General features: G+C 34.2%; 12 protein-coding genes. 1 reads left to right on the top strand and 11 read right to left on the bottom strand.

From position 1 onward, the window contains the following. Positions 1 to 83 precede the first annotated feature (83 nt). The 5 genes from PSR14_RS11805 to PSR14_RS11785 all read right to left on the bottom strand — a co-directional run bounded on the left by PSR14_RS11805 (position 84) and on the right by PSR14_RS11785 (position 7,262). Positions 84 to 719 carry an FMN-dependent NADH-azoreductase gene (locus tag PSR14_RS11805; protein ID WP_000170021.1) on the bottom strand — a complete coding sequence of 212 codons (636 nt, stop codon included), beginning with the start codon at positions 717 to 719 and terminating at the stop codon, positions 84 to 86. Positions 720 to 961: 242 nt separating this feature from the next. Further along, entirely contained in the window at positions 962 to 2,947 is a 1,986-nt protein-coding gene (pbpC, locus tag PSR14_RS11800; RefSeq protein ID WP_001227208.1) for a penicillin-binding protein 3, read from the bottom strand. Positions 2,948 to 3,102: 155 nt separating this feature from the next. Next, on the bottom strand, positions 3,103 to 3,591 hold the full coding sequence (locus PSR14_RS11795; RefSeq protein ID WP_000637198.1) for a dihydrofolate reductase: 489 nt from the start codon (positions 3,589 to 3,591) through the stop codon (positions 3,103 to 3,105). A gap of 19 nt (positions 3,592 to 3,610) precedes the next feature. After that, the gene (locus tag PSR14_RS11790) at positions 3,611 to 4,567 is read right to left on the bottom strand and encodes a thymidylate synthase (RefSeq protein WP_000679613.1); all 957 of its coding nucleotides are present in this window, start codon (positions 4,565 to 4,567) and stop codon (positions 3,611 to 3,613) included. Between the two features lie 115 nt (positions 4,568 to 4,682). Next, a complete protein-coding gene (locus tag PSR14_RS11785; protein ID WP_073540585.1) occupies positions 4,683 to 7,262 on the bottom strand; it encodes an alpha-L-rhamnosidase in 2,580 nt (859 codons plus the stop codon). Positions 7,263 to 7,446: 184 nt separating this feature from the next. On the opposite strand from PSR14_RS11785, the gene PSR14_RS11780 reads away from it, so the two are divergent. Further along, positions 7,447 to 8,904, top strand: coding sequence for a serine hydrolase (locus PSR14_RS11780; RefSeq protein ID WP_000034339.1), 1,458 nt, complete (start codon positions 7,447 to 7,449; stop codon positions 8,902 to 8,904). 50 nt (positions 8,905 to 8,954) lie between these two features. Here the strand turns inward: PSR14_RS11780 and PSR14_RS11775 are convergent, their stop codons facing one another. The 6 genes from PSR14_RS11775 to PSR14_RS11750 form a co-directional block, all read right to left on the bottom strand. Next, complete coding sequence (locus PSR14_RS11775) at positions 8,955 to 9,887, bottom strand: aminoglycoside phosphotransferase family protein (protein ID WP_000849688.1); 933 nt, start codon at positions 9,885 to 9,887, stop codon at positions 8,955 to 8,957. A gap of 12 nt (positions 9,888 to 9,899) precedes the next feature. After that, complete coding sequence (locus PSR14_RS11770; protein WP_001094657.1) at positions 9,900 to 10,286, bottom strand: VOC family protein; 387 nt, start codon at positions 10,284 to 10,286, stop codon at positions 9,900 to 9,902. 1 nt (position 10,287) lies between these two features. After that, on the bottom strand, positions 10,288 to 10,923 hold the full coding sequence (locus tag PSR14_RS11765) for an HAD family hydrolase (protein WP_001174997.1): 636 nt from the start codon (positions 10,921 to 10,923) through the stop codon (positions 10,288 to 10,290). Between the two features lie 105 nt (positions 10,924 to 11,028). Beyond that, positions 11,029 to 11,616: a YpjP family protein gene (locus PSR14_RS11760; protein ID WP_001134413.1), complete on the bottom strand. Its 588-nt coding sequence runs from the start codon at positions 11,614 to 11,616 to the stop codon at positions 11,029 to 11,031. Between the two features lie 283 nt (positions 11,617 to 11,899). After that, positions 11,900 to 13,099 (bottom strand): ABC transporter permease, encoded by a 1,200-nt coding sequence (locus tag PSR14_RS11755; protein WP_000592557.1) that lies wholly within the window; start codon positions 13,097 to 13,099, stop codon positions 11,900 to 11,902. After that, positions 13,092 to 13,802, bottom strand: a complete 711-nt coding sequence (locus PSR14_RS11750) for an ABC transporter ATP-binding protein (protein WP_000895233.1) — start codon at positions 13,800 to 13,802, stop codon at positions 13,092 to 13,094. Before PSR14_RS11750 ends, PSR14_RS11755 begins: the two co-directional genes overlap by 8 nt. Between the last annotated feature and the right edge of the window lie 50 nt (positions 13,803 to 13,852).

Raw genomic sequence — 13,852 nt, 5'->3', positions numbered from 1 at the left:
CCTTCATTATACTAGACAAACGAAGGAAAAAGAAGAAAAAATGTCCAAACAACAAGTGTTTGGACATTTTTAAGTATGATAGATTAGAAACGTTTTGCTAATTCACGAGCATTAGCAATTGCTGCTTCTTTAATTTCTTGTGCTTTTTCAGGGTTTGCATTCATACCTTCAACTGCAATATATTCAGTATCATTTACACCGACAAATCCTAATACAGTTTTTAAGTGATTGCGTCCGAAGTCTACAGCTGCGTATGCTCCTTCAGAATATACGCCACCTGTTGCTTGAATGTGAAGTGCTTTTTTACCTTCTAATAAGCCAACTGGACCATTTTCAGTATATTTGAATGTTTTACCTGCGATTGCTACGTTGTCTAAGTATGCTTTTACTACTGGTGGGTAGCTAAAGTTCCACATTGGAGTTACAAATACATAACGATCTGCATTCATAAATGTTTCTAAGTTTGTGTTCATTGCTGCAACTTTTTGTTGTTGAGCTTCAGTTAAAGCTTCAAATCCTTCACCTGCTGCAAATTTACCCCAAGCAGCGAATACATCTGCATCGATTGCTGGTACTGTAGTATTGAATAAATCAATTGTTACAACTTCATCTTGTGGATGTTCGTTTTTATAAGCTTCGATGAATGCTTCCCCTACTGCCATTCCGAAAGAACCTTCTGCTGAATTTGGATTTGCTGTAATAAATAGTACTTTTGTCATTGTATTCTCTCCCTTTTCTACATTTTATCTTTAATTTGAGATTTATAATTTGAAAGTAAATAACTTACCTTATGTAAGTATAATACAAAAAGTTTCATTCGATGTCAATAAAAAATAGCTACTTTTTTTTCGTAAGTTAATGATTTATTTTGTTTCCTTAAAATTCAGTATATAGATATTAGGAATTCTTTCATAGAAAAAGGCTAGCTCTACAAATTATAGAGCTAACCTTTTATTACATATTATTTTTGAAATACATGTTTTACTTTTTCAGCTGGAATATTACTTCCGCCTCTACCTTTTACATCTTCAATCATCATAGTAATAACCATATCTGGTGAATTTAAATCAAATGCAGCGAACCAGCCTAGTTCTTTTCCTTCAGCCTCTTTTGATACTTTTAATTCCGCTGTACCTGTTTTTCCAGCAAGAGTCATGCCATCAATTTTAGCAATTTTCCCAGTACCATCTGGATCATTAATTACTTTCGTCATAGCAGTTTTTAATATATCCTGATTGCCTTTTGAAATTACATTCTCTTTCCAAACTTTTGGTTGCTTATCTGTTTTAATAATATATGGAGAAGGTATGTTTCCATCATTAACAATTGGTGCGTACGTTAATGCTAGATGGAGTGGCGTCATTAATACTTGTCCTTGTCCATAACCTGTGTCTGCCATTTGAATATCATTTTTAATACTATCATTTGCGATTTTAGAAGCTGGGAATCCATATTCAATTGGTAATTTCTCATCGAATCCGAATTTTTTCGCTTCACTCATAAATTTGTCTTTCCCGATCTTCAAAGCTTCTTGTGCGAAATAAATATTATCCGAGTATTTCATCGCCTTATCAAAATCAATCGGATTTGCATCTTTTACACGCGTTACATAATAATTACCCCAAGAAGAATCTTTTGTCCATTTCAATCCTTCAATTTTTAACTCTTCTTTTGGATCAATCGTTTTCGTTTCAAGACCAATTGCTGCTGTAATAGGCTTAAATACAGAACCTGGAACTGATAATTGTGTAAATCGATTCGTCATCGGTTTTTTCGGATCATTATTTACCGCATCACGTTGCGCTTTTGACGCCCCTCTTGTAAGGGTATTTGGGTTATAAGCTGGTGTGCTCACAAGTGCAAGTGTTTCTCCAGTCTTTGGATTAATTGCTGCACTTGATCCTACCTCATTTTTCATTTCATTATAAATTTCGCTTTGAACTGCACTGTCAATCGTTAAAGTTACATTTTCTCCATCAACAGCATCTGTTTTTGCTAAATTTTTAATTTCTTTTCCTTGTGCATCTTCTACGAAGACACGACCACCTTTTTTACCGCGTAGCTTTTCTTCCAGTACTTGCTCTAAACCGGCTTTACCTACTGGATCATCTGCTTGATAACCTTTCTTTTGTAACGTTTTTAAATCTTCAGCATTCACTTTTCCAATATAGCCAGTAAGATGTGCGGCTTCTTCTCCTAATGGATATGAGCGAACATTTACTGGTTTTGTTGCAACACCAGGTAAATCTATGTACGTATTTTGTGTTGCTCCTTCAGGCAATATTCCAATTGGTACAAGGTAATTTGGTTTTACCCATTTAGCTGCTAGTTTTTGATCAATTTCTTCGACAGACATATTTAGTAACTTCGCTACCGTTTCTTTCGTTTGCGGAGCTGTATCCCCTAATTTTTCAGGAATCAATCCGATTTCAGAAGCTTTACCATTTACCGCAAGATATTTACCGTTACGGTCATATATTTCTCCGCGCTTCGGCTCTGTCGTTTGCATACGCACTTTACTATCTTTCGTCATACCTGGGAATATAAAATCAGGAGTCCAATCTATTTTCCAAGATTCTTTATCTCCATCCTTTTCTTTCACCATTTTTGCTTCATGGGCAAAATTGATTTTACCACCAACAGTATCCATGCTTACTTTAAAAGGAACAGGACCTTCATCTTTTTTATCTTCTTTTACTTCTCCTGCTTCTACTTTTAAGTCTTTCACTTCAATGCCAGAATAAATTTTTTCATATTTCTCAGTGAACTCTTTCTTTGAAATATCTTTTTTTGCCTTTTCTGATAATTGATCATACATTTCTGCAAATTTTTGTTTATTCCATGCTTTTGCATATGTATCAAATGCTTCTTGTGGTTTTTCTTCTTTACCACATCCGACTAACATGAATGTTAAGCAAAGAAAAAGAATCCCCCATATCTTTCTCAATCGATTCTCCTCCTCTTTCTCTCTTAATACTCTTGAAAATTTTAGCATTTTCACATGCTACCTTTCATTATAGCACTATCGAATCTCATCTATAAACCTATATTGATGGATATAAATAAAAAGATTGATGCGAATATTCACATCAATCCTTATTATTATTGTTGCTTTTCATATACATGATAATAGTACGTATACGGATTTTTTTCATCCGTTAAACCTTTTTCAACAAAAACTTCTTTCCAATTTGTCATATCCATTTCTGGGAAGAATGTATCTCCTTCAAATGCATGATGGATTTTTGTTATATATAACTTGTCTACATAAGGTAAAAAGAGATCATAAATTTGTGCTCCGCCAAAAATAAAGATCTCTTCTTCATTTTTGCATAGCTCAAACACTTCTTCTACAGAATGTGCTACTTCACATCCTTCAACATGATACCCTTCATTGCGAGTTACAATAATATTACGTCTTCCAGGCAGTGGTCTACCAATCGCTTCATAGTTCTTTCTTCCCATAATAAGCGGATGACCCATCGTTGTTTTCTTTACATATTGTAATTCACTCGGTAAGCGCCAAGGTAAATTATTATCTTTACCAATTACTCTATTCTCGTCCATTGCGACCATAAATGAAACTATCATCTTTTCATCTCCTCTACAATTACACTGCAACCGGTGCTTTAATTGCTGGGTGTGGATCATATCCTTCAATTGTTAAATCTTCCATTTCAAAATCGAACACAGATTTCACATCTGGATTTAATATAAGTTTCGGGAATGGACGTGGTTCACGTGCCAATTGCTTTTCTACTTGTTCAAAATGATTCGTATAAATGTGTGCATCTCCAATTGTATGAACGAATTCTCCTACTTCAAGTCCACATTCATGTGCAATTAAATGTGTTAGTAACGAGTAACTTGCAATGTTAAATGGAATTCCAAGGAATATGTCACCACTTCTTTGATATAGCTGACAAGAAAGTTTGCCATCTGCTACATAAAATTGGAATAACGTATGACAAGGCGGTAATGCCATACTTGGTACATCTTCAGGATTCCACGCAGAAACAATTAGGCGACGCGAATCTGGTGTTTTCTTAATCATTTCAATTACATCTTTTAATTGATCGAGTGTCTCACCAGCTGTCGTTTTCCAAGCACGCCACTGCTTACCATATACGTCTCCTAAATAACCATATTTATTTGAGAAATCATCATCTTCTAAAACGTTCTTTTTAAACAATTCCATTTGCTCATCGTACTGAACTTTAAATTCCTCATCTTGTTGTGAGCGAAGACCGAAATCAGTCATGTCAGGACCAGTATACTCTTCACTTTCTACCCAACTCTTAAATGCCCATTCATTCCAAATGTTGTTATTATGCTGCAATAAATAACGAATATTTGTATCACCTTTCATAAACCAAAGTAGCTCACTTGCTACAAGTCGAAACGGCACTCTCTTTGTTGTTAATAAAGGAAAACCTTTACTTAGATCAAAACGCATTTGATATCCAAATACAGATACAGTGCCTGTCCCTGTACGGTCTTCTTTCTTCGTACCATGCTCCATTACATGGCGGCATAAATTTAAGTATTCATTTTCAGCATGTTTCATATGTAGAAAAACCTTCTTTCAAATCTCTAGTCTATATGGATTTTATCATAAATTTAATGCTAACAGATTGAACAAACTAAATTTATAAAAAAACATTTCTATACTTAACAAAATTCTACTTCTGTATGTTCTTACAAAATCTAAATTCATATGCGCCTGAACCTAATTTCATTTCAGGCATATCACTTGACCTCCAATCATCTTCCACTATTCGTAATGTAGCAGATGTATTTGTTGGCACATCAACGTTCAATACTGCTTGTCCATGTTCTACACGCCAATCAATTTTAATTTCCCCATATGCTGTTTCACGCTTAATACAAACCCAATCTAGATTAGAATTAAAATGAGGCTGAATATAAAAATGTTTATATGCTGGTTTTGTTTCATCCACTTCTAATCCAATAATATATCGGTATATCCATTCAACGATAGAACCATATGCGTAATGATTGTACGAATTCATACTATCATTCCAAAGGGTTCCATCCTCTTTCACACCATCCCAATGTTCCCAAATCGTTGTGGCACCTCGTTTCACTTGGTATAACCATGATGGATAATCTTCATGAAATAGAAGCTTACAAGCAAGGTCATGACGGTTAAACTTGCTTAATATTAAATTTAAATACGGTGTTCCTATAAAACCTGTTGTTAAATGATTTTTATTTGCTTTTAAAAGCTCAATTAATCGATTAAATACTTTCTCCTTCACATTATCTTTCACTAGTTCAAAAAGAAGTACTAATATGTGGGCTGTTTGGGTATTTGAAATTAACCTACCATTCGGTGTAACAAATTCATTTTGAAACGCTTGAACAATATTTCCATGTAGCTCAGCATAAAACTTAGCATCTGTATTTTCACCTAAAATCTCAGCAACCTTTCGTAAAAGCGATGTAGAATACGCGTAATAAGCTGTCGCAATAAAATGCTTGTCTGTTCCGCCTTCATATACATCAGGTTTCGTATCTAATGCGAGCCAATCCCCTAAATGATAGCCTGTATCCCATAAATACTCATTTTCACCTTGTGAACGTATGTAATCTATATACTTCTTCATACTGTTATATTGCTCTTTTAAAATGGATACATCTCCGTAATGTAAATAGTGAACCCATGGACAAATAATTGCTGCATCGCCCCAACCGCCAGAAGTATGTAAATCAAAATCCGCTCTTTTCCCAAATGCATCTGGAATAACTAATGGCACAGCTCCATTCACATTTTGATCTAATGATAAATCTTGGAGCCATTTTTTAAAGAACAATTGCACATTCATAATTTGCGTAGCTGTCCCAATAAACATTTGTGCATCTCCTGTCCATCCAAGTCGATCATCCCGCTGCGGACAATCTGTTGGCACATCAAAGAAGTTCCCTCTTTGAGACCACTCCACATTATGATGAAGTTGATTGATTAATGGATTAGACGTTTCAAATGCTGTTGCTTTTTCCATATCTGTATGTAATACACACCCTTCAAAATCTGCTATTTGAGGGGGCTGGGTTAATCCACTTATTTTCACATATCTAAAGCCTTGATAAGTAAAATGAGGTTCAAACGTTTCCTCCTCTTCTCCTTTTGCTATATACACTATTTTTTGTTTTGCCTTTCGGAGATTCCCAGTATAAAAGCAACCGTCTTTATTTAATATTTCAGCATGATGCAATTCTATCTTTTGTCCAGTATAAACATGACGGACTTTAAACCGAACCCAACCTACCATATTTTGCCCCATATCAATAAGCCATTCATGATTGGGTAGTTTTGAAATAGCGATTGGTTTTATAATTTTCACTTTACGAATCGCTTCATTTTCCTGTGCAACAATTATTTGTTTGGAATGCTCAATTACTTCACCATCTTCTAGCACTTGTTCACTTTCTTCTAGCCTAGCGTCATAAACTTCTCCTTCATAAATTTCCGAATACAAAATAGGGCTTGGAGTTACTTTCCATGTTTCATCTGTTACAATTTTTTCTTTCGTTCCATCTTCATACGTGATATGTATTTGAGCAATTATCGCACGTCTTTTCCCGTAATAATTACGTACATGCTGCATAGTAATCGGCCCTTTATACCAGCCGTTACCTACCAGAGTAGAAATATCATTATACCCAATCTTTAATACATGCGTTATATCATATGCTTGATACAATATCCTTTTATCATAACTTGTCCATCCAGGGGTAAAATAACAATCTCCAATACGCTCTCCATTTATAGAAGCCTCGTATAATCCTAAACTAGTCATATATAAACGTGCTTTTTTAACTAATTTTTTAATAGAAAAGCTTTTATGAAAAGACATAACTTGCGTGCGTTCTTTTTTCGCAGCAATCCATTTTCCGCTCCAGTTTTGCCCTTGTAATCCAGTCTCCCAAAATGCTACTTCTGACCAAGGTGATTCTTCTCCGTAATTATCCCATACCTTCACTCGGTAAAAATAGCGTGTTTCCGTACTATATGAAAACGAATTAATTGGTATATATAAACTTTGATCTGTTTCTACCTTCTGTGAATCGAATACTATAGTTTGAAACTCTTTATCCTTCGCAACCTGCAATTGATACGCAAGTTGTTTTACATTTCGTTTACTCGACTCGATTTGCCAACTAATTTTAACAACTTTCGAATCTATACCTATCGGATTATTTTTATTATCACAGAGCAATTTTTTTATTGTTAGCACACTTCTTCACCATCTTTTCTAAATCTTAATTTAAATTAATTATAATAAAAATAAAATTCTAAATAAATAATAATTTTATTCATCCTTACAAAATTATTAACTTTCCATATTTAAAAAGGTTTTCATTTTCTATTACCGAAAGTATAGTGCGGTAGAACAAAAATTATATTTGGAGGTTAGAAGTATGTCTAAAATTGAAACGCCTGTTATGACTTCTTTACAAACAACGGTTGAAAAAATGATGAAGGATTTAAACGTTCCGGGAGCTGCTGTAGCTATTATAAAAGACGGTGAAGTTATTATTTCAGAAGGATTTGGCTATCGAAATCTAGAGACAAAAGAACTAGTTACACCGCGTACTTTGTTCGCAATTGGTTCCTCAACGAAAGCTTTTGGCACACTTTCATTAAGTTTGTTAGCACAGCAAAAAAGGTTTAATTGGGATACTCCTGTCCAGTCTTATATACCTAACTTCTCTTTATCTGAACTACTTGCTAGTTCACAAGTTACAGGAAGAGATTTAGCTTCTCATCGTACCGGGGTAAGTCGTCATGATGCCCTTTGGTACAGCTCTTCCTTATCTCGAAAAGATCTCGTTGAAAAAATAAAACATTTACCACTTGATGCACCGTTCCGCACATCATTTCTATATAACAACTTAATGTATGCGACAATTAGCTATATTGTAGAAAACATAACAAATCAAACGTGGGAGCAATACACTACAGAACATATTTTAGAACCTTTAAATATGAGACATACAAACTTCTCTGTTACCAATTCACAAACGACAGATGAATACGCTTTACCTTACATTGAAAATGACGGTGAAATAAAAGAAGTTCCATTCCGCAACATTGATACCGTTGGCGCTGCTGGTTGTATCAATTCTACAATTAAAGATATGGCAAATTGGGTACTTCTCCACTTAAATGAAGGAAAATTTGGAGATCATGAATTAATCTCCTCTGAATTATTACAACAAATGTATACACCACACAATTCCATTCCAGACCAACCGGTTTTATCACTCCCTGAATCTCCATTAAATAGTTACGGTCTTGGTTGGTTTATTAGCGCTTATCGTGGTAAAAAAGTAATTCATCATGGCGGTAATATCGATGGATTTTCAGCGCTTGTTTCATTCATACCAACAGAAAACATAGGCCTTGTCATTTTAACGAATGCTGGAGGAACATTACTTCCTACTTATCTCGCTAATCAAATTTATGACGAACTACTTGAATTAGAATCCATTGATTGGCATAAACGTGCTGTAGAAGATACTGAAAAAATGAAGGAAATGATAAAAGAAGCAACTGAATCCATTCCAGAACAAATTAAAGGAACTACACCTTCTCATAAATTAGAGGATTATACTGGTACTTTCGAACATCCGGCATACGGAACATTACAAGTATACAAGCGAGATGATTCGTTATTTGTACAATTTATGGAGATGGACATTCAATTAACACATCATCATTACGACATCTTTTCTGCAAAAGTTGATTTATTCCAAATGAAGATGAATCTATTATTTGCATATGAAATGAGTGTGAACGGTGAATTCCCTTCCCTTCAGTTACATGTACCAGCTACGCTAAGTACTCAGCCGCTTGCATTTAAGAAAATTAAATAAGTATTTTGATGGTAAAAAATAAAGGTAGGTGCGAATCACACCTACCTTTTCTATTTCATATCAATCTTATTTGGTTGAAACCAAATTGGCTTCGATAACTCAAAGTTATTATGATCCTCTAAAACTATAGTAAGGCGCTCTAACATATCATCTAACATATGCGGCGCTGCTCGTAATGTCCAGACAACTGAGGAGAAAACTGTCATACCAACGTACACCGTGTATAATTTCCAGAATTCCTCTGGTATTTTTCTATTAAAGTATCCTTCTATTTGTCCGATTGAATACGGAATACTAATGTCCCTTGCAAACAGTGCAATTTTCACAAAATCATGAAGTGGATCGCCCCAGTCGTAGCCATTAAAATCAACAACACCTACATATTTTCCATCCCGTACAATTATATTTTCTAAATGAAAATCATCGTGTTGAAATCGATTGGGGCGGTTCTTTAAAGATATTTCATTTTCTTCAATAAACTTTATGATTTTATCATCATTTTTTATGTTTATTCCACATGTTTTATATGCCTCTAAATATTTACTATGTTTTTTCATTGCTCTTTCATACCATGGAAGTATATCATTAGGAGCTTCATATGTATGCATTTTTGCTAAATCTTTTCCTGCCTCTATACCAATTTCATATTGTTCTTTTGGTGAATACGTAGGCAATAGCTTCTTTGCATCTTCCCCTTCTAAATACGAAAAAATACTATAGCATACACTTTCATCTTCCAATATACCTATTTCAATCGGCTTTTGTGCCTGTATGTTACGTTTTTCCATTTCATTTAAAATTTGAAACTCTATTTTTCTTCTTTCATACTCTTGTATATCGCCAATCCGTAACAAATATTTTTCCTCATCAATTGTCGTAACTATATATTTCTTATCCGGTGAAAAACCTTTAGAAATTTCTGCAATATTCGTTGCATCTTTTACTATTTGTATATTGTTTTGCCATGTTGTAATTGTTTTCATGTATATTCCTCCTTACATTTCTACATTTGGTGTGTAAGCCACTTCTATAATAAACCCATTCGGATCATAAAAATCAATCGTATAGTACCCTCCCGAATAATGATTCATTTCCATCGGACCACGTATTATCTTTATTTTCGTGCTAGAAAGAAATTCTGCTACCTCATCAACTACTTTTCTATTAATAGCTTGGTAACAAATATGTCTTGGTCCTAAAGTTCTTACGATTTCTTCATCTACTTCTTTAAAATATATTTCACTTTCTCCTGTGCTATATGCTACTTCATTTAACTTTCTCCAGCCAATTATAGAAAATAACATATCATAAAAAGAAATGGACTCCTCTAAATTCGCTACCCAAAATTCAATATGATGAATACCTGCTCGAAGTGTATTCATATTAAGAATACGCCCCTTGTACTACTTGTACAATTTCCATAGGTGTATTGACCATATAATCTGGTGCATCTTTTTTCACTGTTTCAATGACATCATATCCCCAAGATACCCAAATTACATTCACCCCTGCCTTTTTACAAGCCGCTACATCTCTCTGTTCATCACCAACGTATAACATATCTTTCTCCGTTATCTTTTTCGATTTTAAAAACCTTTTAATCATTTTATCTTTACCGAACAAATTTTTAGAACAATACACTTCTTGTATATTTTCTATACCATTATTGTGTAAAAACGCACGAATATGCTCCTCTGAGTTCGATGATATGACTGCAATTCCGTAGCCTTCTTTATGTAGTTCGTCTAATACATCTTTCATCCCATGGAACAAAATAAGATCTTTTATGGCAGGTTGATACAATTTATAAAACTCCAGCGCTAATATTGGTAGTTTATACAGCGGTACATCAAGTTGTTTACATCTTTCTGGCATCGTTAATTTACGTAAATACTCAATTTCTTCTTCCCTTACCGTTTTATATCCGTGCTTTTCAGCAAGTTGATTATAAATTGGTACAAATATATTTTGTGAATCTACTAATGTGCCATCAAAGTCAAAAACAATATATTTTTGCATTGTCCTACTCCCTTTACTTCTTTTTCTAAACCTATTTTATTCAACAACATAGTCGTCTTACCCTTCTATAAACATAAAAAAAGAACAAGATTTCTCTTGTTCTTTTTAAGAAAGCCATTTTGGCGGCACATTCGTATTCCAATAAATATTTCCCAACTCATGATGTCCGGAGTACCCATCATCAAAACGGTGATAGTGGAAATTAAAATAATACCCATCTTGCGGTGGATGATCTCTTCTTACGTGGAAACGCAATAAGTCATTTCCTGTTTTCGTATCGTAAACGTGAAAAATCTTTTCATTATTTCCACCAGCTGGTTTTTGAGAAATCGCTAATGATTGTAACGAATCTTCCGGTACATCATTTGCTAGTTCAGCAATTGCCTCTTCAATCTTCGGTAATATTACATCTTTAAACTCATCTTCAATTACTGGACCAATTTTAGTACCAAACTTTTGCATCGACTGTTTCTCTGCTTCTTGCATTGCGTAAGTAATAAAAGTATCGGTGGTTAACCTGTCATTCGTTTCTTCATATGTATAGGACGTACTCTCCAAATTTTGTTGCCCAGCTGTGCTTGTAGGCTTGTCCGCAGCTTTGGCATTATCAAGCAATATGGAAGGAGGCGTCACTAAACCAAATGTAAATACGGTAATTAATGCGACTAAGGTTTTTCTAAACCAATTTGGCATGTATGTTTCCTCCCCTTTCACTCATTATATTTTATATAACGGTTGTTTCCTCTATTATACAAAATGATTGTAATTTTTGCACTTTACAATTTTGTTAACGTTCACATATTTTTCACTTGAATATGAAATTGTAAGATTTCATACAATAAAAATACAACAATGATGAGGAGGAGATCCGATGACTTTAGATGTCATGTATTCCGCCGCAAGCATACTCGTTTTAGTATATTTTATTTATCAATGTGTGACAGATTAGAAAAAGAGCCATTTTTCGGCTCTTTTTCTATGGTAAAAATACAATCCAACCAATCCATACTATAAAAATAATCCCGGCAATTACAGCTGCTAATAAATAAAAATAAGAAAGGATAATTATTCCATATAAAAGGATTACTGGAAGTAATAAATAGCGATCTGCCTTCCATCTTAACAATAGTAATTTTCCTTCATCACAATATAAATGAAGAAACATTTTTTTCGCAAATTCAGCCCAATAATCGCGTGCATAGCGGGAAATTGCAAATAAAGCAAATGCAAGAATAATAGCTGCAATCCACCTAGGACTCATAACAATACTTATCGCGCTTATACATACAATTTGAATATAAAATATTCCTGCACTACTTGTACGGAAAAATTCTTTCAAAAAGGATTCAACAATACGATCATCAGTTTTCTTCCCTAAAAACTTTTTAGAACGTGGAAACATCCACGGCTTTTTATTCGAACTACTCGGTTTAGCTGCATGACCACCAACTTGCATAATCCCACTCGTCCAGCGCATACTTTCTTCTTTTTCTTTTTCAACTTCTTTAAAAAAGGAATTTCTATAATTTAGTTTTTCTTTTATCAATGCGATAATTAGAAAAACTACTAGACCGATACATAGTATAGAATAAAATGGATTTTTATAAATAAGAAACAGGCTCATTCCCAAAAAGGATAGACTTATAGAAAATATTACATTTTTTATAATCCATAGTAGCCATCGTTTCCCCACACGTACATGAATATATCTCGTTAATAACGACAACATACATCGAAATAGAGTAAAGAATAACCAAAATAATACGACTTGTATCTTCGTCACTCCAATACTTTTCATCAACACTGGTAACATCGCAACAACAACTACTACATTCGTTATCGCTATTCGAATAAACGTATATGTCATGCCATACTGGATTAATTTTTGCATGTGAGCGGGATACGAAATTAAAAATAAACTATCCGCTTGCTCAAAAAATGAGCGAACTCCTCTTGCATATGTAATCACATAAAATGCGAGTAGGCCTAATCCGAAAAAAACCGTCTCTCCTATCGCTAGTTCTTCCATCCATAGTGAACGATAATAAATTCCCATAAATATAAGTGCCGGAATAATAATATATAGCGCAACCGTCCAATCAGTTATAGAACGTATGGACTTCCATTTGCGCCCCAGTTCATGGCGTAATCTTTTATAAAATTGTTTTTTAATCATGCTGTTCACGCCTTACGATTACATCAAAACAATCTAATAATGAACTTCCTGGCATTTCTGCTAACGTTTGAATTGCCTCTAAATGGCCATCTGCGACTAATGTACCTTGAGAGATGAGTAAAAATCTTTCGCAAATTCTTTCAGCTGTATCTAATACGTGCGTACAAAGTAAAATTCCTGCCCCGCGTTCTTTTTCTTTATATAAATAACTTAAAAACTCTTTCGTAGCTACTGGATCTAGTCCGATAAAAGGTTCGTCAATGATATAAAAATCTGGTTCTGTTAAAAACGCTAATATAAGCATCGATTTTTGTTTCATACCTTTAGAAAACTTTGATAAATACTCATGTTTATGCTTATCCATTCGAAACATATGTAATAACTCTTCAGCTTTCCGTTCCCAGCTTCCGGCTTCGTTCTCGCGAGCTGCCATTAATAATTCAATATGTTCCCAAAGCGTCAAATAATCATAATATGTCGGGTGTTCTGGCACATATGCATACGGATTTTTCTTCTCGCCAAATGATATTTCACCATCCACATTTACAAGTAACCCGAGTATCGTTTTAATCGTCGTACTTTTCCCGGCACCATTTGCACCAATAAGAGCAACTAATTCACCTTTTTCAATAGAAAAAGCGATATCATGAATTGTTTTTTCACCTATTTCATATCCAGCAGAACGGATATTTACTTCTAACATACATTCCCCTTCTTTCCATTTCCAATACAAACAAGGAAAAGAATAATATA

The sequence above is a fragment of the Bacillus sp. A01H genome (assembly GCF_045277205.1).
GTDB lineage: Bacteria > Bacillota > Bacilli > Bacillales > Bacillaceae_G > Bacillus_A > Bacillus_A paranthracis.
The sequence above is the reverse complement of the archived record's forward strand: the minus strand, read 5'-3'. Positions and strand labels throughout refer to the sequence as shown.

Excerpts from the sequence above, each read along its gene's own strand:
- PSR14_RS11805 (WP_000170021.1), bottom strand. The coding sequence starts at position 719 with ATGACAAAAGTACTATTTATTACAGCAAATCCAAATTCAGCAGAAGGT.
- PSR14_RS11795 (WP_000637198.1), bottom strand. The coding sequence starts at position 3,591 with ATGATAGTTTCATTTATGGTCGCAATGGACGAGAATAGAGTAATTGGT.
- PSR14_RS11790 (WP_000679613.1), bottom strand. The coding sequence starts at position 4,567 with ATGAAACATGCTGAAAATGAATACTTAAATTTATGCCGCCATGTAATG.
- PSR14_RS11780 (WP_000034339.1), top strand. The coding sequence starts at position 7,447 with ATGTCTAAAATTGAAACGCCTGTTATGACTTCTTTACAAACAACGGTT.
- PSR14_RS11775 (WP_000849688.1), bottom strand. The coding sequence starts at position 9,887 with ATGAAAACAATTACAACATGGCAAAACAATATACAAATAGTAAAAGAT.
- PSR14_RS11770 (WP_001094657.1), bottom strand. The coding sequence starts at position 10,286 with ATGAATACACTTCGAGCAGGTATTCATCATATTGAATTTTGGGTAGCG.
- PSR14_RS11765 (WP_001174997.1), bottom strand. The coding sequence starts at position 10,923 with ATGCAAAAATATATTGTTTTTGACTTTGATGGCACATTAGTAGATTCA.
- PSR14_RS11760 (WP_001134413.1), bottom strand. The coding sequence starts at position 11,616 with ATGCCAAATTGGTTTAGAAAAACCTTAGTCGCATTAATTACCGTATTT.
- PSR14_RS11755 (WP_000592557.1), bottom strand. The coding sequence starts at position 13,099 with ATGATTAAAAAACAATTTTATAAAAGATTACGCCATGAACTGGGGCGC.
- PSR14_RS11750 (WP_000895233.1), bottom strand. The coding sequence starts at position 13,802 with ATGTTAGAAGTAAATATCCGTTCTGCTGGATATGAAATAGGTGAAAAA.